Genomic DNA, 18,071 nt, shown 5'->3' with positions numbered 1-18,071 from the left:
AAGCGCTACGTCGCCCGCGAGGTCTTCTCGCTGCTGCCACGTGTCGGGCTCACACCGCTCCCGGCATGACTGCTTGACAGTCATAGGGGCATCCAAACGGTCGTGATCGAGGACCTCGCCGTCCGCAACATGCTCAAGAACAAGAAGCTCGCCCGTGCGATCAGTGACGCGAGCTGGAGTGAGCTGCGGGCCATGCTGGAGTACAAGTGCGCCTGGTACGGCCGGAACCTGGTGACCATCGACCGGTGGTTCCCCAGCTCCAGGCTGTGCTCGGCCTGCGGCGCCATCGCCGCCACGATGCCGTTGAACGTCCGCGAGTGGGCGTGTGACTGTGGAGCGGTCCACGATCGGGACGTGAACGCGGCACGCAACATCCTGGCCGCCGGGCTGGCGGTCGCAGCCTGTGGAGACGGTGTAAGACCTCAACGGAGTACTCCGAGCGGGCGGCCGTCGGTGAAGCAGGAAGTCGTCCCACCGCCGCGCACACGCGCCGCGGCTCAGCTGTGAGGCTGAGGGGACTCCCCTCTCCGTCAGGAGAGGGGAGGAAGCCAACCTCGCGCCGTCAGCCCAGCGGGGGAAGCCGGGGGAGCGCGGTGTCGGGGGTGCGGCGCAGGTCGGCTCCGTCGGAGCGGCCGGAGAGCCAGGCGAGCAGGGCGCGGACGGGGCCCTGGACGGTCAGGACGGGCTCGCCGGTGCCGATCAGGCCGCGGTCCCCGGTGTCCTCGGCGACGAGTTCGACGGCGGGCAGGTCGGTGCCGTGCAGCCGCAGGGCGAGCTTGTGGAACTCGGTGACGGCGAACGGCTCCGGCCAGCGGGCGGGGGTGTACCCGGCGTCGAGGTCGACCAGGTGGTACTCCAGCTCGCCGAGGCGCTTCCAGACGAGGTCGCAGGCCGGGAAGACGGCGCCGGAGCGGTGGCGCACGTCGGCGGCCCAGTTCTCGTCGGTCATCAGCGCGACGGCTGCGAGGAAGCGCTCGTGCGACTCGCGCAGGTCGGCGAGCTGGGCGTCCACCGGGCGGCCGGCGCCGTCCTCGATGCCCTGCTCGCGGTCCTCCTCGCTGGCGTACTGCGGGATGTCGGTGCCGGTGCGGGCGCCGGTCAGCAGGTTGACCAGGGAGTCGGCGTTGCGGGCGATGTGGGCGAGCACGTGGCCGCGGGTCCAGCCGGGGAGGGCGGAGGGCTCGGTGACGGCGTCGGGCTTCAGCTCGGAGACGGTCTCCAGCATGCGCTGGGTGCTGCGCTCGACCAGGCTCAGCCACTCGGCGGCGACGGAGGCTGCGGACTGCGGGTCGGTCATCGAAAACTGCCTTCTGTACGAGACGGCGCGTTGCCCGGACCGGGCCTCGCTCGTTGACCAGCCGACGCTACCGCCGATTCCCGGCCCTGAGCAGGGGGTTTTCGGTCCGAGTACGGACGGTCCCGGGTCCGGCCTCACTCGTTCGGGTGGTCCCGGCTGGACAAGGTCGATATTCGAACGTCTGAGCTAGTAGGCTGGCTGCCGCATCCTGGAAGAAGAAACCGAACTCACCGCAAGCCCTCTCGCCCCGGAGAAAGGCGCCAGAAGCAGTGGCCGACCGCCTCATCGTCCGCGGTGCTCGCGAGCACAACCTCAAGAACGTCTCGCTCGACCTGCCCCGCGACTCCCTCATCGTCTTCACGGGCCTCTCCGGCTCCGGCAAGTCCTCGCTCGCCTTCGACACGATCTTCGCCGAGGGCCAGCGCCGCTATGTCGAGTCGCTGTCCTCCTACGCCCGTCAGTTCCTCGGGCAGATGGACAAGCCCGACGTGGACTTCATCGAGGGCCTCTCCCCGGCCGTCTCGATCGACCAGAAGTCCACCAACCGCAACCCCCGTTCGACCGTCGGCACGATCACCGAGGTCTATGACTACCTGCGCCTGCTGTTCGCCCGGATCGGCAAGCCGCACTGTCCGCACTGCGGCCGCCCGATCGCCAAGCAGTCGCCGCAGGCGGTCGTGGACAAGGTGCTGGAGCTCGCCGAGGGCACCCGCTTCCAGGTGCTCAGCCCGGTGGTGCGCGAGCGCAAGGGCGAGTTCGTCGACCTCTTCGCCGACCTCCAGTCCAAGGGCTACTCCCGCGCCCGGGTCGACGGCGAGACGATCCAGCTCGCCGAGCCGCCGAAGCTGAAGAAGCAGGAGAAGCACACCGTCGAGGTGGTCATCGACCGCCTGACCGTCAAGGAGAGCGCCAAGCGGCGGCTCACCGACTCGGTGGAGACGGCCCTGCGACTGTCCGGCGGCATGGTCGTGCTCGACTTCGTCGACCTCCCCGAGGACGACCCCGAGCGCGAGCGGATGTACTCCGAGCACCTCTACTGCCCGTACGACGACGTGTCGTTCGAGGAGCTGGAGCCGCGCTCGTTCTCCTTCAACTCGCCGTTCGGCGCCTGCCCGGACTGCTCGGGCCTGGGCAACCGGATGGAGGTCGACCCGGAGCTGGTCGTGCCGGACCCTGAGCGCTCGCTCGACGAGGGCGCCATCCACCCGTGGTCGGCCGGGCACGCCAAGGACTACTTCCAGCGCCTGATCGACGCGCTCGCCGAGGAGCTCGGCTTCCGCACCGACATCCCCTGGGCCGGGCTGCCCGCCCGCGCCAAGAAGGCGCTGATGTACGGGCACAAGCACCAGGTGCAGGTCCGCTACCGCAACCGCTTCGGCCGCGAGCGCTCGTACAGCACCGGCTTCGAGGGTGCCGTCCCGTTCATCCAGCGCCGGCACACCGAGGCGGAGAGCGACAGCAGCCGCGAGCGCTTCGAGGGCTACATGCGCGAGGTGCCCTGCCCGACCTGCCAGGGCACCCGGCTCAAGCCGGTGGTGCTGGCCGTCACGGTCGAGGACAAGTCGATCGCCGACGTCTCCTCGATGTCGATCAGCGACTGCGCCGAGTTCCTGGGCGCGATGAAGCTCAACGACCGGGACAAGCAGATCGCCGAGCGGGTCCTCAAGGAGGTCAACGAGCGGCTGCGCTTCCTGGTCGACGTCGGCCTGGACTACCTCTCCCTGGACCGCGCGGCCGGCACCCTGTCCGGCGGCGAGGCCCAGCGCATCCGGCTGGCCACCCAGATCGGCTCCGGCCTGGTCGGCGTGCTGTACGTGCTGGACGAGCCGTCCATCGGCCTGCACCAGCGGGACAACCACCGGCTGATCGAGACGCTGGTGCGGCTGCGCGACATCGGCAACACCCTGATCGTCGTCGAGCACGACGAGGACACCATCAAGACCGCGGACTGGGTGGTCGACATCGGCCCGGGCGCCGGCGAGCACGGCGGCAAGGTGGTGCACTCCGGTTCGCTGAAGCAGCTGCTCTCCAACAAGGAGTCGCTGACCGGCCAGTACCTCTCCGGCAAGCGGTCCATCCCGATCCCGGCCGCCCGCCGCGACCGGGACAGGAAGCGCCAGCTGACTGTGCACGGCGCCCGCGAGCACAACCTCAAGGACGTCACGGTCGGCTTCCCGCTCGGCACCCTGACGGCGATCACCGGCGTCTCGGGCTCCGGCAAGTCGACCCTGGTCAACGACATCCTCTACACCCACCTCGCCCGGGAGCTGAACGGCGCCCGCAGTGTGCCCGGCCGGCACACCCGGATCACCGGTACCGACCTGGTGGACAAGGTGGTGCACGTCGACCAGTCGCCGATCGGCCGCACCCCGCGGTCCAACCCGGCCACCTACACCGGGGTGTTCGACCACGTCCGCCGGCTCTTCGCGGAGACCCAGGAGGCCAAGGTCCGCGGGTACCTCCCGGGCCGGTTCTCCTTCAACGTCAAGGGCGGCCGCTGCGAGAACTGCACCGGCGACGGCACGATCAAGATCGAGATGAACTTCCTGCCGGACGTCTACGTGCCGTGCGAGGTCTGCCACGGCGCCCGGTACAACCGGGAGACGCTGGAGGTGCACTACAAGGGCAAGTCCATCGCCGAGGTGCTGGACATGCCGATCGAGGAGGCGCTGTCCTTCTTCGAGGCCGTCCCCGCGATCGCCCGCCACCTGCGGACGCTCAACGACGTCGGCCTCGGCTACGTCCGGCTCGGCCAGTCCGCGCCGACGCTCTCCGGCGGCGAGGCGCAGCGCGTCAAGCTCGCCTCCGAGCTGCAGAAGCGCTCCACCGGGCGGACGGTCTACGTGCTGGACGAGCCCACCACCGGTCTGCACTTCGAGGACATCAGCAAGCTGATCAAGGTGCTCAGCGGGCTGGTCGACAAGGGCAACACGGTGATCGTGATCGAGCACAACCTCGACGTGATCAAGACCGCCGACTGGATCGTCGACATGGGCCCCGAGGGCGGCTCCGGCGGCGGCACGGTGGTCGCCGAGGGCACCCCGGAGCAGATCGCGGCCGTCTCGGAGAGTCACACCGGCAAGTTCCTGCGGGACATCCTGCCGAGCGACTTCGCGGACGCCCCGGTCGCGGCGCCGGTCAAGAAGGCCCCGCGCAAGCGGGCCGCCGCCGTGAAGAAGTAGCCCCATCCGCCGCTCCCAGGCCGCTCAGACTGTTCGAGACGCCTGGGAGCGGCGGGGCGCGTGCGGCATAGACTTCCGTGGTCCCTCGCAGCAGCAGCAACCCGTAGGAGCGCACCGATGTCCGAGGCCCCCGAGACCAGCCCCGCCACCTCCCGGCGCACCCTGCTCTGCGGGGCCGCGGCCGTCCTGGCGGCCGGCGGCGCCGTGGCCGTCACCGGCTGCAGTTCGTCCTCCTCCGGTTCCTCGGACAAGAGCAGTGCCGCGGCCCAGGGCCCGGTGGACCTCGGCCCGGCCTCGGCGATCCCGGAGGGCGGCGGCAAGGTCTTCCGCGAGCAGAAGATCGTGGTGACCCAGCCGACCGCCGGCCAGTACAAGGCCTTCAGTGCCAAGTGCACCCACGCCGGCTGCATCGTGGACCAGGTGAACAAGGAGCAGATCCAGTGCCCCTGCCACGGCAGCCGGTTCGGCATCGCCGACGGCGCGGTGCAGGACGGCCCGGCCCCCAGCCCGCTGCCCGCCTACACCGTCACGGTCGAGGGCGGGAACCTCAAGGTGACCCCGAGCTGAAGCAGTTGAGCGCCTCCCCTTCGATCCCGTCCCCGCGGCCCCGACCGCACTCGGTACGGTGGAGCCATGGCTGACCCGAGCACCTACCGCCCGGCGCCGGGCGCGATCCCGACCTCCCCGGGCGTCTACAGGTTCCGTGACGCCCACGGCCGGGTCATCTACGTCGGCAAGGCCAAGAGCCTGCGGCCGCGGCTGTCGTCCTACTTCCAGGACCTGGCCGGGCTGCACCCGCGCACCGCGACCATGGTCACCACCGCCGCCTCGGTGGAGTGGACCGTGGTCGCCACCGAGGTCGAGGCGCTCCAGCTGGAGTACTCCTGGATCAAGGAGTTCGACCCGCGGTTCAACGTCAAGTACCGCGACGACAAGAGCTATCCGGAACTCGCCGTCACCCTCAACGAGGAGTACCCGAGGGTCCAGGTGATGCGCGGGGCGCACAAGAAGGGCGTGCGCTACTTCGGCCCGTACGGGCACGCCTGGGCGATCCGCGAGACAGTCGACCTGCTGCTGCGCGTCTTCCCCGTCCGCACCTGCTCCAACGGCGTGTTCAAGCGCGCCCGGCAGGTCGGCCGCCCCTGCCTGCTCGGCTACATCGGCAAGTGCGCCGCCCCCTGCGTCGGCAAGGTCTCGGCGGACGAACACCGGGAGCTGGCCGAGGACTTCTGCGACTTCATGGCCGGGCGCACCGGCAACTACCTGCGCCGGCTGGAGGACCAGATGCAGGAGGCCGCCGCCGAGATGGAGTACGAGAAGGCGGCCCGGCTGCGGGACGACATCGGCGCCCTCAAGCGCGCGATGGAGAAGAACGCCATCGTGCTCGCCGACGCCACCGACGCCGACCTGCTGGCCGTCGCCGAGGACGAACTCGAGGCCGCCGTCCAGATCTTCCACGTCCGCGGCGGCCGGGTGCGCGGCCAGCGCGGCTGGGTCACCGACAAGGTCGAGGACGTCGACACCGCCGGACTGGTCGAGCACGCCCTCCAGCAGCTGTACGGCGGCGCCGCCTCGGACGAGCGCAACGAGTCCGTCCCGCGCGAGGTGCTCGTCCCCGCCCTGCCCGAGCCCCTCGCCCCCGTCCGGGAGTGGCTGAGCGGCCTGCGCGGCAGCCAGGTCGACCTGCGCATCCCGCAGCGCGGCGACAAGAAGGACCTGATGGCCACCGTGCAGCGCAACGCCCAGCAGGCGCTCGCACTGCACAAGACCAAGCGCGCCTCCGACCTCACCACCCGCAGTCGCGCCCTCCAGGAGATCGCCGACGCGCTGGAGCTGGACTCCGTCCCGCTGCGCATCGAGTGCTACGACATCTCCCACCTCCAGGGCGAGGACGTGGTCGCCTCGATGGTCGTCTTCGAGGATGGCCTGGCCCGCAAGAGCGAGTACCGGCGCTTCCAGATCAAGGGCTTCGAGGGCCAGGACGACGTCCGCTCGATGCACGAGGTGATCAGCCGCCGGTTCCGCCGCTACCTCCAGGAGCGCGAGCAGACCGGCGAGTGGGCCGTCCCGGAGGAGGACGAGCCCGCCGGCGCCGAATCCGACCTCGCCGCCGGCGGCCGGGACGAGGAGGGCCGCCCCAAGCGCTTCGCCTACCCGCCGCAGCTGCTGGTGGTCGACGGCGGCCAGCCGCAGGTCGCCGCCGCCAAGCGTGCCCTGGAGGAGCTCGGCATCGACGACGTCGCGCTGTGCGGCCTGGCCAAGCGCCTGGAGGAGGTCTGGCTGCCCGGCGAGGACGATCCGGTCGTGCTGCCGCGCTCCAGCGAGGGCCTCTACCTGCTCCAGCGGGTGCGCGACGAGGCCCACCGCTTCGCGATCAGCTATCAGCGCAACAAGCGTTCCAAGCGACTCACCGCCGGGGAGCTGGACTCCGTCCCAGGCCTCGGCGAAACTCGCCGCCGGGCGCTGCTCAAGCACTTCGGCTCGCTGAAGAAGCTCCGGGCCGCCACCGTCGACGAGATCTGCGCGGTACCGGGCATCGGGCGCCGCACCGCGGAGACTGTTGCGGCGGCGTTGTCGTCCCGTACACCCGCCGCACCCGCGGTCAACACCGCGACCGGCGAGATCATCGAGGACGGGGCCGAGCCGGTGGCCGCAGTACCCCAGACCGCACCATCCCAGGAGACGCCATGACGGCCGACGCCGCCCGTCCATCGGCGCGCCCCGAACCCGCCCGCCTGTCCGGGACGGGGAAGGGCGGCCGTGCCGTGCGCGTTCTCCCCAGCAGAAAGACCGAGAACGGGGAACCCAAGTGACCGTGTCAGACGTGGCTGAGAACGCGCCGGAGCTGGTGATCATCTCCGGCATGTCCGGAGCCGGCCGCTCCACCGCCGCGAAGTGCCTGGAGGACCTGGGCTGGTTCGTGGTGGACAACCTGCCGCCGGCCCTGATCCCCACCATGGTCGACCTGGGCGCCCGCTCCCAGGGCAACGTCGCCCGGATCGGCGTGGTCGTGGACGTCCGCGGCCGCCAGTTCTTCGACGACCTGCTCACCTCGCTGGACGAGCTGGAGAAGCGCGGCGTCCGGCTCCGGGTGGTCTTCCTCGACTCCTCCGACGAGGCGCTGGTCCGCCGCTTCGAGAGCGTGCGCCGCCCGCACCCGCTGCAGGCCGACGGCCGGATCGTTGACGGCATCGACCAGGAGCGCGACCTGCTGCGCGACCTGCGCGGCGAGGCCGACCTGGTGATCGACACCTCCAACCTCAACGTGCACCAGCTGCGCGCCAAGCTGGACGCCCAGTTCGCCGACCACGACGAGCCCGAGCTGCGCGCCACCGTGATGTCCTTCGGCTTCAAGTACGGCCTGCCGGTCGACGCCGACCTCGTGGTGGACTGCCGCTTCCTGCCCAACCCGCACTGGGTGCCCGAGCTGCGGGCCCGCACCGGCACCGACGCGGACGTCGCCGACTACGTCTTCCAGCAGCCCGGCGCCAACGAGTTCCTGAACGGTTACGCCGAGCTCCTCCGGATCGTTACCGAGGGCTACCGCCGGGAGGGGAAGCGCTACATGACGCTTGCCGTAGGCTGCACCGGTGGCAAGCACCGCAGCGTCGCCATGTCCGAGCGTCTGACCAAGCGTCTCATCGCCGACGGAGTCGAGACGGTGCTCGTCCACCGTGACATGGGACGGGAGTAACCGCCGCCTTCCCTGCCGGGCCGCCGGCGGAGCCGGTGGCGGGGCAGAGGAACACGAGGTGAGTGTGGCGGGATACGTGCCCGGGCGGCAGCCGCAGAGCAGGACCGGCGAACGGGCGGGCAGCCCGTCGCCGAGCCGTCCGCGCAGCAGTCCCGCCCGGGCCAATCCGGCGCCCCGGATCACCGCGCTCGGCGGCGGCCAGGGCCTGTCCGCCTCGCTGTCCGCGCTGCGCAGGCTCACCAGCGACCTGACCGCCGTGGTCACCGTCGCCGACGACGGCGGCTCCAGCGGGCGGCTGCGCGAGGAGCTGGGGGTGCTGCCGCCCGGCGACCTGCGCAAGGCGCTGGCCGCGCTGTGCGGGGACGACGACTGGGGCCGCACCTGGTCCGAGGTGATCCAGCAGCGCTTCACCGGCAACGGCGAACTGGGCGGCCACGCGGTCGGCAACCTGCTGATCGTCGCGCTCTGGGAGAAGCTGGGCGACCCGGTGGCGGCGCTGGACTGGGTCGGCCGGCTGCTGAACGTCCAGGGCCGGGTGCTGCCGATGTCGGCGGTGCCGCTGGACATCGAGGCGACCGTGCGCGGCCACGACCCGGCCCGCCCGGCCGAGGTCTCGGCCGTCCGCGGCCAGGCCAGCGTGGCGGCCACCCCCGGCACCGTGCAGTCGATCCGGCTGCTGCCGGACGAGCCGCCGGCCGTGCCGGAGGCGGTCACGGCGGTCCGGGAGGCGGACTGGGTGGTGCTCGGCCCCGGCTCCTGGTTCACCAGCGTGCTGCCGCACCTGCTGGTGCCCGAGCTGGCCAAGGCGCTGATGGAGACCCGCGCCCGCCGCCTGCTCACGCTGAACCTGGCCCCACAGCCCGGCGAGACCGAGGGCTTCACGCCGCAGCGGCACCTGGAGGTCATCGCCGACCACGCTCCCGGCCTCGTGGTGGATGCGATCCTGGTGGACGAGCGCGCCGTCACGGGCGGCGCCTTCGGCCAGGCTGACCTGGCCGGTCTGGAGAAGGCCGCCGAACGGATGGGTGCCGCTCTGGTGCTCGGTTCGGTGGCCCGCACCGACGGCACCCCGCGACACGACCCCGAGCTGTTGGCGGCCGCGTACGACCGGATTTTCCGGACACATGGAAGGATCGGGCCATGGCGATGACTCCAGCGGTGAAGGACGAGATCAGCCGGCTCCCGGTCACCCGGGCCTGCTGTCGCAAGGCGGAGGTGTCGGCGATCCTGCGGTTCGCGGGCGGACTGCACATCGTGAGCGGCCGCATCGTGATCGAGGCGGAGCTGGACACCGGGGCGGCGGCACGGCGGCTGCGCAAGGACCTGCTGGAGATCTTCGGGCACTCCTCCGACCTCGTGGTGATGGCGCCCGGCGGGCTGCGGCGCGGCAGCCGCTTCGTCGTCCGGGTGGTCAAGGACGGCGAGCTGCTCGCCCGCCAGACCGGCCTGGTGGACGGCCGCGGCCGTCCGATCCGCGGCCTGCCCCCGGCGGTCGTCTCCGGGGCCACCTGCGACGCCGAGGCGGCCTGGCGCGGGGCCTTCCTGGCGCACGGCTCGCTCACCGAACCGGGCCGCTCCTCCTCGCTGGAGATCACCTGCCCCGGCTCCGAGGCGGCGCTGGCGCTGGTCGGCGCGGCCCGCCGGCTCGGCATCCCGGCCAAGGCCCGCGAGGTGCGCGGGGTGGACCGGGTGGTCATCCGCGACGGCGACGCGATCGGCGCGCTGCTGACCCGGCTGGGGGCGCACGAGTCGGTGCTCGCCTGGGAGGAGCGCCGGATGCGGCGCGAGGTCCGGGCCACCGCCAACCGGCTGGCCAACTTCGACGACGCCAACCTGCGCCGCTCGGCCCGGGCCGCGGTGGCGGCCGGCGCCCGGGTGGCCCGCGCGCTGGAGATCCTCGGCGAGGAGGTGCCCGAGCACCTCGCCGCGGCCGGCCAGCTGCGGATGCAGCACAAGCAGGCCTCGCTGGAGGAGCTGGGCGCGCTCGCCGACCCGCCGCTGACCAAGGACGCGGTGGCCGGCCGGATCCGCCGCCTGCTGGCGATGGCCGACAAGCGCGCCGCCGAGCTCGGCCTGCCGAGCACCGAGGCCAACCTGACCGACGAGATGGCGCTCAACTGACGATCTCGGTCCGTGAGTGCGACACGGCCGGTGTCCGGATTCCGGGCACCGGCCGTCGCCGTGTCCGGGCCCGGACGGGAGCCGGACGGCGAACCGAAATTGGTCAAGACCACTTGACCAGGACCAACGGCCCGGGGCGGCGGGGGCGGAGGGCCCTCGACCGCGCCACGCCAGCGTCTTGCCAGGTGGCGCGATGTGCCCTCGCAGGCCCGGGAGAGGTAGGGTCGTAGGCGGTCGGGGACTTCCCAAATCTCATCCCCGTCGGCTCAGCGCCGGCGTACCTAACGAGGAGATCGGTTCGTGACGATCCGGGTAGGCATCAACGGCTTCGGCCGCATCGGCCGCAACTTCTTCCGCGCCGTCAAGGCCCAGGGCGCGGACATCGAGATCGTCGGTGTCAACGACCTCACCGACACGAAGACCCTGGCTCACCTGCTCAAGTACGACACCACCCTGGGCACCTTCCCGGGCGAGGTCTCGCACACCGAGGACAGCATCACCGTCGACGGCCACACCTTCAAGGTGACCGCCGAGCGTGACCCGGCCAACCTGCCGTGGGCCGCCCTGGGCGCCGACATCGTCGTCGAGTCCACCGGCATCTTCACCAAGGCCGAGGCCGCGAAGAAGCACCTCACCGCCGGCGCGAAGAAGGTCATCATCTCGGCGCCCGCCACCGACGAGGACGTCACCATCGTCCTGGGTGTCAACGACGACAAGTACGACGCCGCCAACCACCACGTCATCTCCAACGCCTCCTGCACCACCAACTGCGTGGCGCCGATGGCGAAGGTGCTGAACGAGAGCTTCGGCATCGTCAAGGGTCTGATGACCACCGTCCACGCGTTCACCAACGACCAGGTGACCCTGGACTTCCCGCACAAGGACCTGCGCCGTGCTCGTGCGGCCTCGCAGAACATCATCCCGACCTCGACCGGTGCCGCCAAGGCGACCGCCCTGGTCCTGCCGGAGCTGAAGGGCAAGCTGGACGGCACCTCGCTGCGCGTCCCGGTCCCGACCGGCTCGATCACCGACCTGGTCGTCACCCTGGAGCGCGAGGTCACCAAGGACGAGGTCAACGCGGCCTTCCAGAAGGCCGCGCAGGAGGGCCCGCTCAAGGGCATCCTGGCCTACACCGAGGACCCGATCGTCTCCTCGGACATCGTCAACGACCCGGCCTCCTGCATCTTCGACTCCAGCCTGACCATGGTCCAGGGCAACCAGGTCAAGGTGCTCGGCTGGTACGACAACGAGTGGGGCTACTCGAACCGCGTCGTCGACCTGGTCACCCTCGTCGGTGGCCAGCTCTGACGCGGTGGGAGCTGACGTGATGTAGGGGCGAGGGCCCGGACGGCGAAATGTGCCGACCGGGCCCTCGCTCTGCGTACAAGGACTTCTCAGGCGGCCCCTGCGCCGTGCCGCCTCTGCGCATCAACCATCTCCCCAGGAGACCGAAGAACCCGTGAAGACCATCGAAGACCTGGACGTCGCCGGCAAGCGCGTCTTCGTACGCGCCGACCTGAACGTCCCGCTGTCGGACGGCCGGATCACCGACGACGGCCGGATCCGCGCCGTCGCCCCGACCCTCGCCAAGCTCGTCGAGCGCGGTGCCAAGGTCGTCGTCGCCTCCCACCTCGGCCGTCCCAAGGGCGCGCCGGACCCGCAGTTCTCGCTCGCCCCGGTCGCCGAGCGCCTCGGCGAGATCCTCGGCAAGCCGGTCGCCTTCGCCGCCGACACCGTGGGCGAGTCCGCCACGTCCGCCGTCGCCGCGCTGGCCGCAGGCGAGGTCGCGCTGCTGGAGAACCTGCGCTTCAACGCCGGTGAGACCAGCAAGGACGACGCCGAGCGCAAGGCCTTCGCCGAGCAGCTGGCCGCCCTGGCCGACCTGTACGTCGGCGACGGCTTCGGCGCCGTGCACCGCAAGCACGCCTCGGTGTACGACCTGCCGGCCCTGCTGCCGCACGCCGCCGGCGACCTGATCGCCACCGAGGTCGGCGTGCTGAGGAAGCTCACCGAGGACGTCGAGCGCCCGTACGTCGTGGTGCTCGGCGGCGCCAAGGTGTCGGACAAGCTCGGTGTGATCGACAACCTGCTGAAGAAGGCCGACCGGATCCTGATCGGCGGCGGCATGGCGTACACCTTCCTCAAGGCCAAGGGCCACGAGGTCGGCATCTCGCTGCTGCAGGAGGACCAGATCCCGACCGTCCTGGGCTACCTGGCCGAGGCCGAGCAGCGGGGCGTCGAGTTCGTCCTGCCCGTGGACGTCCTGGTCTCCGCCGAGTTCCCGGACCTCAAGGGCAAGACCCCGGCGAACCCCGAGCTCGTCGCCTCGGACGCGATCCCGGCCGACAAGGAGGGCCTGGACATCGGCCCGAAGACCCGCGAGCTCTACGCGGCGAAGCTGGCCGACGCCGGCACGGTGTTCTGGAACGGCCCGATGGGCGTCTTCGAGCACCCGGACTACGCGAACGGCACCGCGGCCGTCGCGAAGGCGCTGATCGACAGCGACGCGTTCACCGTGGTCGGTGGCGGCGACTCCGCCGCGGCCGTCCGCATCCTGGGCTTCGACGAGACGAAGTTCGGGCACATCTCGACCGGCGGTGGCGCGAGCCTCGAGTACCTGGAGGGCAAGACCCTCCCCGGTCTCGCCGCCCTGGAAGGCTGAAAGCATGACTGAGCGTCTCCCGCTGATGGCGGGCAACTGGAAGATGAACCTCAACCATCTTGAGGCCATCCAGCACACCCAGAAGCTGGCCTTCGCGCTGGCCGACAAGGACTACGAGGCCGTCGAGGTGGCCGTCCTGGTGCCGTTCACCGACCTGCGGTCGGTGCAGACCCTGGTCTTCGGCGACAAGCTGAAGATCAAGTACGGCTCGCAGGACATCTCGCAGCACGACGGCGGCGCCTACACCGGCGAGGTCTCCGGCCCGATGCTGGCCAAGCTGCAGTGCACCTACGCGGTGATCGGCCACTCGGAGCGCCGCCAGTACCACGGCGAGAACGAGGAGATCGTCAACGCCAAGGTGAAGGCCGCCTACCGGGCCGGGGTCACCCCGATCCTGTGCATCGGCGAGCCGCTGGAGGTCCGCAAGGCCGGCACCCACGTCGAGTACACGCTGGCCCAGCTGGACGGTGCCCTGGAGGGCGTCCCGGCCGACCAGGCCGAGTCCATCGTGGTCGCCTACGAGCCGGTCTGGGCGATCGGCACCGGCGAGGTGGCCACCCCGGAGGACGCCCAGGAGGTCTGCGCCGCCATCCGCCGGCGGATCGCCGAGCTGTACTCCGCCGAGCTGGCCGACAAGGTCCGTGTGCTGTACGGCGGTTCGGTCAAGTCGTCGAGCGCGGCCGGCCTGATGGCCAAGCCCGACATCGACGGCGGCCTGATCGGCGGTGCCTCGCTGGACGCCGACGAGTTCGTCAAGATCGTGCGCTACCGTGAGCAGGCAGTAGGCTAACGCCGCCGCAGCAACGTAGGCTTTGGGGCCGGACCGCCGTACGCGGCCCGGCCCCTTCGCCGAAGTAACGAGAGAGTTGGTCCCGTCGTGGTTCTCGGGTTCTCGATTGCCCTGATCGTCTTCAGCCTGCTGATGATCCTGCTGGTGCTGCTGCACAAGGGGAAGGGCGGCGGCCTGTCGGACATGTTCGGCGGCGGCGCGATGTCGACCGGCGGCGGCTCGGCGGTGGCCGAGCGCAACCTGGACCGCATCACCATCGTGGTGGGCATCGGCTGGTTCGCCAGCATCCTGGTGCTGGGCCTGCTCCTGAAGTACAAGAGCTGACACAAGCCTGACGCCCCGTCGCCCGAGCGCCTATCCTTGGACGGTCGGGGGCGGAGGCGATGGTGGCGGAAGCTTAAGTCCTGCTTACACTAGGACGACTTCGCCACCGACGCGCACCGCGGCGGGTCGGCGCACCAGCACGCAGGGAGTCAGACCGTGGCAAGTGGCAACGCCATCCGTGGCAGCAGGGTCGGGGCCGGCCCGATGGGGGAGGCGGAGCGCGGCGAGTCCGCTCCGCGCAACCGGATCTCCTTCTGGTGCGCCAACAAGCACGAGACCCGGCCCAGCTTCGCCGCCGAGGCCGTCATCCCGGACACCTGGGACTGCCCGCGCTGCGGCTTCCCGGCCGGGCAGGACGAGCACAACCCGCCGGCGCCCTCGCGCAACGAGCCCTACAAGACCCACCTCGCCTACGTCCGCGAGCGGCGCACCGACGCCGACGGCGAGGCGATCCTCGCCGAGGCGCTGGCCAAGCTGCGCGGCGAGATCTGACCTGAGAGCGAGCGCCGGACAAACAGAAAGGGCGCCCACCGTCTGATGACGGTGGGCGCCCTTCGGCGTTCTCCGCGGCTAGGCCGAGGCCGGCGGGTACAGCTGGGCGGGGATCCGCTCGGCGGCGGCGCGGTCCAGCAGCCACAGGGTGCGGCTGCGGCCGTACGCGCCGGAGGCGGGCGCCTGCAGTTCGCCGGGGCCGGACAGGGCCAGCGCGACCGCGCCCGCCTTGTCCTCGCCGGCGGCCAGCAGCCAGACCTCGCGGGCCGCCCGGATCGCCGGGAGGGTGAGCGAGATCCGGGTCGGCGGGGGCTTGGGGGCCCCGCGCACGCCGACCACGGTCAGCTCGGTCTCCCGCACGCCCGGGTGCTCCGGGAAGAGCGAGGCGACGTGGGTGTCCGGGCCGACGCCGAGCAGCAGCACGTCGAAGGCCGGGACGCCGAGCCGGTCGCCCGGTCCGGCGGCCTTCGCCAGCTCCTGCGCGTAGCGCGCGGCCGCGGCCTCCACGTCGGAGCCGTCCACTCCGTCCGAGGCGGGCATCTCGTGCACCCGCGCCGGGTCGAGCGGGACGGCGTCCAGCAGCTCGGCGCGGGCCTGGACGGCATTGCGGTCACCGTCGGCGGCGGCCACGAAGCGCTCGTCGCCCCACCAGAGGTCCAGCCGGCCCCAGTCGACCGCGTCGCGCGCCGGGGAGGCGGCGATCGCGGCCAGCAGGGCGTTGCCGTTGCGGCCGCCGGTGAGCACCACCGAGGCGGTGCCGCGGGCGGCCTGGGCGTCCACGATCCGGGTGATCAGCCGGGCCGCGGCCGCCTGGGCCATCAGCTCCTTGTCCCGGTGGACGACCAGCTGCGGGGTGGCCCTGGTCATGCGCCGTCCTTGGCGGGGGCGCGCTTGCCGGCGGCCTTCTTCGCGGCGGGCTTCTTGTCCGCCTCGACCGGCCCGCCGTCCGCCTCGGCCACCGAGGCCTCGACCGCCTGGGCGATTTGCTCGGCGGCCGCCGGGGCGGTGTCGTCGTGCTCGCGCAGCCGCTCGACGGGCGTGCGCACGGCCGTCGAGTAGATGTCGTCCGGGTCCAGCCGGCGCAGCTCCTCGGCGATCAGCTCCGAGGTCTCGCGCCGCTTGAGCGCCACCTGACGGTCCGGCGAGCCGGGCATGGAGAGCGTGCCCATCAGGCCGTCCGGGCGGTCCAGGGTGATGTCCCCGTCCTTGGTGCGCAGGTGCACCGCGGTGATGCCGGGGCCGCCGGTGACGACCCGCTCGACCGGCACGTGCAGCCGGTTGAGCAGCCACAGGCCGAGCAGCTCGACGCTGGGGTTGTAGGACTCGCCCTCGACCATCACGGAGGTGATGGCGGACGGCCGCTGGTCCAGCGCGGCGGCCAGCATGGAGCGCCAGCCGGTGATCCGGGTCCAGGCCAGGTCGGTGTCGCCCGGGGTGTAGCTCTGGGCCCGCTGGGCGAGCTGGCCGACCGGGGACTCGGCGGTGACCGCGTCGGTGATCCGGCGCTGGGCGAGCGCGCCCAGCGGGTCCTGCGCCGGGTGCAGCGGGGCGTTGTCCGGCCACCAGACCACGGTCGGGGCGTCCGGCAGCAGCAGCGGCAGGACGACCGACTGGGCGTGCGAGGCCAGTTCGCCGTGCATGCGCAGGACGACCGTTTCGCCGGAACCGGCGTCCGAGCCGACCAGGATCTCGGCGTCCAGCCGGGTCTCGGCGCGGGCCCGGGGCGAGCGGCCGGCGCGCTTGATCACCGCGAGGGTGCGCATCGGGTGCTCGCGGGAGGCGTCGTTGGCGGCCTTGAGGGCGTCGTAGGCGCTGCCCTCGTCGGTCACGATCACCAGGGTGAGCACCATGCCGGCGGCGGTGGAGCCGCTGGTCCGGCGCGCCTCCATCAGCGCGGCGTTGATCTTGCTGGACGTCGTGTTGGTGAGGTCGATCTTCATGGCCGGCGCCAGCTCCTGCCGTCTCGTGCGAGCATCTCGTCAGCCTCGGTGGGGCCCCAGGTGCCCGCCGCGTACTGGGCGGGCTTGCCGTGGGTGTCCCAGTACCGCTCGATCGGGTCGAGGATCTGCCAGGAGAGCTCGACCTCCTGGTGACGCGGGAACAGGTTGGCGTCGCCGAGCAGCACGTCGAGGATGAGCCGCTCGTACGCCTCCGGGCTGGACTCGGTGAAGGACTCGCCGTAGGCGAAGTCCATCGTGACGTCCCGGACCTCGAAGGAGGTGCCCGGCACCTTGGAGCCGAACCGTACCGTCACGCCCTCGTCCGGCTGGACCCGGATGACCAGGGCGTTCTGCCCCAGCTCCTCGGTCGCGTAGGAGTCGAAGGGCAGGTACGGGGCGCGCTGGAAGACCACCGCGATCTCGGTGACCCGGCGGCCAAGCCGCTTGCCGGTGCGCAGGTAGAACGGGACGCCCGCCCAGCGGCGGTTGTTGATCTCCAGCTTGATGGCGGCGTAGGTGTCGGTCTTGGAGTCGGGGTCGATGCCCTCCTCGTCCAGGTAGCCGGCGACCTCCTCGCCGCCCTGCCAGCCGGCCGCGTACTGGCCGCGGACGGTGTGCCGGCCGAGGTCGGCCGGGAGCTTGACGGCGCTGAGCACCTTGAGCTTCTCGGCGACCAGCGCCTTCGGGTGGAAGGACGCCGGCTCCTCGATGGCGGTGAGCGCCATCAGCTGCAGCAGGTGGTTCTGGATGACGTCACGGGCGGAGCCGATGCCGTCGTAGTAGCCGGCCCGGCCGCCGATGCCGATGTCCTCGGCCATGGTGATCTGCACGTGGTCGACGTACGACCGGTTCCAGATCGGCTCGAACATCTGGTTGGCGAAGCGCAGCGCCAGGATGTTCTGGACCGTCTCCTTGCCCAGGTAGTGGTCGATCCGGAAGACCTCGTCCCGGGGGAAGACCTCGTGGACGACCTTGTTGAGCTCCTGGGCGCTCTCCAGGTCGTGGCCGAAGGGCTTCTCGATGACGGCGCGGCGCCAGGAGCCCTGCGGCGGGTCGGCCAGGCCGTGCTTCTTGAGCTGCTGGACGACGGTCGGGAAGAACTTCGGCGGGACGGACAGGTAGAAGGCGAAGTTGCCGCCGGTGCCCTGCGCCTTGTCCAGCTCCGCGATGGTCTCGCGCAGCTTGTCGAAGGCGTCGTCGTCGTCGAAGGTGCCGTGGACGAAGCGCATGCCCTTGGCGAGCTGCTGCCAGACCTCCTCCCGGAACGGGGTCCGGGCGTGCTCCTTGACCGCGTCGTGGACTTCCTGGGCGAAGTCCTCGTTGTCCCACTCGCGGCGGGCGAAGCCGACCAGGGAGAAGCCCGGCGGCAGCAGGCCACGGTTGGCCAGGTCGTAGATGGCCGGCATCAGCTTCTTGCGGGACAGGTCGCCGGTGACCCCGAAGATGACCAGGCCGGACGGCCCCGCGATGCGCGGGAGCCGCCGGTCAGAGGGGTCACGAAGCGGGTTGACGGGGGAGGGCGGGAGGTCGTCCGCTTCCGATTCCGACGTCAACTCGGGGAAATCAGTG

15 protein-coding genes and 1 pseudogene are annotated in these 18,071 nt (G+C 71.3%); 12 read left to right on the top strand and 4 right to left on the bottom strand.

Going from position 1 to position 18,071, the window contains the following annotated elements; translation table 11 throughout:
• Positions 1-93: 93 nt before the first annotated feature.
• Positions 94-507: pseudogene (locus ACIG5E_RS23705) on the top strand (RNA-guided endonuclease TnpB family protein); the annotation flags it as partial.
• A 55-nt stretch (positions 508-562) separates the two neighbouring features.
• On the opposite strand, the gene ACIG5E_RS23700 reads toward ACIG5E_RS23705, so the two are convergent.
• The gene (locus ACIG5E_RS23700) at positions 563-1,297 is read right to left on the bottom strand and encodes a maleylpyruvate isomerase family mycothiol-dependent enzyme (protein WP_396536314.1); all 735 of its coding nucleotides are present in this window, start codon (positions 1,295-1,297) and stop codon (positions 563-565) included.
• Positions 1,298-1,566: 269 nt separating this feature from the next.
• Between ACIG5E_RS23700 and uvrA the strand changes: the two genes are divergently transcribed.
• The 11 genes from uvrA (at position 1,567) to ACIG5E_RS23645 (ending at position 14,562) form a co-directional block, all read left to right on the top strand.
• Positions 1,567-4,479 carry an excinuclease ABC subunit UvrA gene (gene uvrA, locus ACIG5E_RS23695; protein ID WP_396536312.1) on the top strand — a complete coding sequence of 971 codons (2,913 nt, stop codon included), beginning with the start codon at positions 1,567-1,569 and terminating at the stop codon, positions 4,477-4,479.
• Positions 4,480-4,596: 117 nt separating this feature from the next.
• On the top strand, positions 4,597-5,046 hold the full coding sequence (locus ACIG5E_RS23690) for a Rieske (2Fe-2S) protein (RefSeq protein ID WP_396536310.1): 450 nt from the start codon (positions 4,597-4,599) through the stop codon (positions 5,044-5,046).
• 66 nt (positions 5,047-5,112) lie between these two features.
• Positions 5,113-7,170 carry an excinuclease ABC subunit UvrC gene (gene uvrC, locus ACIG5E_RS23685; RefSeq protein ID WP_396536308.1) on the top strand — a complete coding sequence of 686 codons (2,058 nt, stop codon included), beginning with the start codon at positions 5,113-5,115 and terminating at the stop codon, positions 7,168-7,170.
• A gap of 118 nt (positions 7,171-7,288) precedes the next feature.
• Positions 7,289-8,173, top strand: coding sequence for an RNase adapter RapZ (gene rapZ, locus ACIG5E_RS23680; protein WP_396536306.1), 885 nt, complete (start codon positions 7,289-7,291; stop codon positions 8,171-8,173).
• Positions 8,174-8,237: 64 nt separating this feature from the next.
• Positions 8,238-9,323, top strand: coding sequence for a uridine diphosphate-N-acetylglucosamine-binding protein YvcK (gene yvcK, locus ACIG5E_RS23675; RefSeq protein WP_396536338.1), 1,086 nt, complete (start codon positions 8,238-8,240; stop codon positions 9,321-9,323).
• The gene (gene whiA / locus ACIG5E_RS23670) at positions 9,314-10,294 is read left to right on the top strand and encodes a DNA-binding protein WhiA (protein ID WP_030288283.1); all 981 of its coding nucleotides are present in this window, start codon (positions 9,314-9,316) and stop codon (positions 10,292-10,294) included. The genes yvcK and whiA overlap by 10 nt, the downstream gene beginning before the upstream one ends.
• Before the next feature lie 300 nt (positions 10,295-10,594).
• Positions 10,595-11,602, top strand: a complete 1,008-nt coding sequence (gap, locus tag ACIG5E_RS23665; protein WP_396536304.1) for a type I glyceraldehyde-3-phosphate dehydrogenase — start codon at positions 10,595-10,597, stop codon at positions 11,600-11,602.
• Positions 11,603-11,753: 151 nt separating this feature from the next.
• Positions 11,754-12,956, top strand: coding sequence for a phosphoglycerate kinase (locus tag ACIG5E_RS23660; RefSeq protein WP_396536302.1), 1,203 nt, complete (start codon positions 11,754-11,756; stop codon positions 12,954-12,956).
• A 4-nt stretch (positions 12,957-12,960) separates the two neighbouring features.
• Positions 12,961-13,746, top strand: a complete 786-nt coding sequence (tpiA, locus tag ACIG5E_RS23655; protein ID WP_396536300.1) for a triose-phosphate isomerase — start codon at positions 12,961-12,963, stop codon at positions 13,744-13,746.
• Between the two features lie 87 nt (positions 13,747-13,833).
• Positions 13,834-14,070, top strand: coding sequence for a preprotein translocase subunit SecG (gene secG / locus ACIG5E_RS23650; protein ID WP_396536298.1), 237 nt, complete (start codon positions 13,834-13,836; stop codon positions 14,068-14,070).
• A 204-nt stretch (positions 14,071-14,274) separates the two neighbouring features.
• Complete coding sequence (locus ACIG5E_RS23645; protein WP_030308030.1) at positions 14,275-14,562, top strand: RNA polymerase-binding protein RbpA; 288 nt, start codon at positions 14,275-14,277, stop codon at positions 14,560-14,562.
• Positions 14,563-14,640: 78 nt separating this feature from the next.
• Here the strand turns inward: ACIG5E_RS23645 and pgl are convergent, their stop codons facing one another.
• Genes pgl through zwf form a run of 3 tightly spaced genes read right to left on the bottom strand, consistent with a single transcriptional unit; the run spans position 14,641 to position 18,055 of the window.
• Positions 14,641-15,429: a 6-phosphogluconolactonase gene (gene pgl, locus ACIG5E_RS23640; protein ID WP_396536296.1), complete on the bottom strand. Its 789-nt coding sequence runs from the start codon at positions 15,427-15,429 to the stop codon at positions 14,641-14,643.
• The gene (gene opcA, locus ACIG5E_RS23635; RefSeq protein ID WP_396536294.1) at positions 15,426-16,502 is read right to left on the bottom strand and encodes a glucose-6-phosphate dehydrogenase assembly protein OpcA; all 1,077 of its coding nucleotides are present in this window, start codon (positions 16,500-16,502) and stop codon (positions 15,426-15,428) included. Before opcA ends, pgl begins: the two co-directional genes overlap by 4 nt.
• The gene (gene zwf / locus ACIG5E_RS23630) at positions 16,499-18,055 is read right to left on the bottom strand and encodes a glucose-6-phosphate dehydrogenase (protein WP_396536336.1); all 1,557 of its coding nucleotides are present in this window, start codon (positions 18,053-18,055) and stop codon (positions 16,499-16,501) included. The genes opcA and zwf overlap by 4 nt, the downstream gene beginning before the upstream one ends.
• Positions 18,056-18,071: the final 16 nt, after the last annotated feature.

The sequence above is a fragment of the Kitasatospora sp. NPDC053057 genome, assembly GCF_044546945.1.
Classification (GTDB): domain Bacteria; phylum Actinomycetota; class Actinomycetes; order Streptomycetales; family Streptomycetaceae; genus Kitasatospora.
The sequence above is the reverse complement of the archived record's forward strand: the minus strand, read 5'-3'. Positions and strand labels throughout refer to the sequence as shown.

What these genes read in the sequence shown, in the direction of transcription:
- opcA (WP_396536294.1), bottom strand. Translation starts at nt 16,502, where the DNA reads ATGAAGATCGACCTCACCAACACGACGTCCAGCAAGATCAACGCCGCG.
- ACIG5E_RS23645 (WP_030308030.1), top strand. Translation starts at nt 14,275, where the DNA reads ATGGGGGAGGCGGAGCGCGGCGAGTCCGCTCCGCGCAACCGGATCTCC.
- ACIG5E_RS23690 (WP_396536310.1), top strand. Translation starts at nt 4,597, where the DNA reads ATGTCCGAGGCCCCCGAGACCAGCCCCGCCACCTCCCGGCGCACCCTG.
- pgl (WP_396536296.1), bottom strand. Translation starts at nt 15,429, where the DNA reads ATGACCAGGGCCACCCCGCAGCTGGTCGTCCACCGGGACAAGGAGCTG.
- ACIG5E_RS23700 (WP_396536314.1), bottom strand. Translation starts at nt 1,297, where the DNA reads ATGACCGACCCGCAGTCCGCAGCCTCCGTCGCCGCCGAGTGGCTGAGC.
- uvrC (WP_396536308.1), top strand. Translation starts at nt 5,113, where the DNA reads ATGGCTGACCCGAGCACCTACCGCCCGGCGCCGGGCGCGATCCCGACC.
- whiA (WP_030288283.1), top strand. Translation starts at nt 9,314, where the DNA reads ATGGCGATGACTCCAGCGGTGAAGGACGAGATCAGCCGGCTCCCGGTC.
- tpiA (WP_396536300.1), top strand. Translation starts at nt 12,961, where the DNA reads ATGACTGAGCGTCTCCCGCTGATGGCGGGCAACTGGAAGATGAACCTC.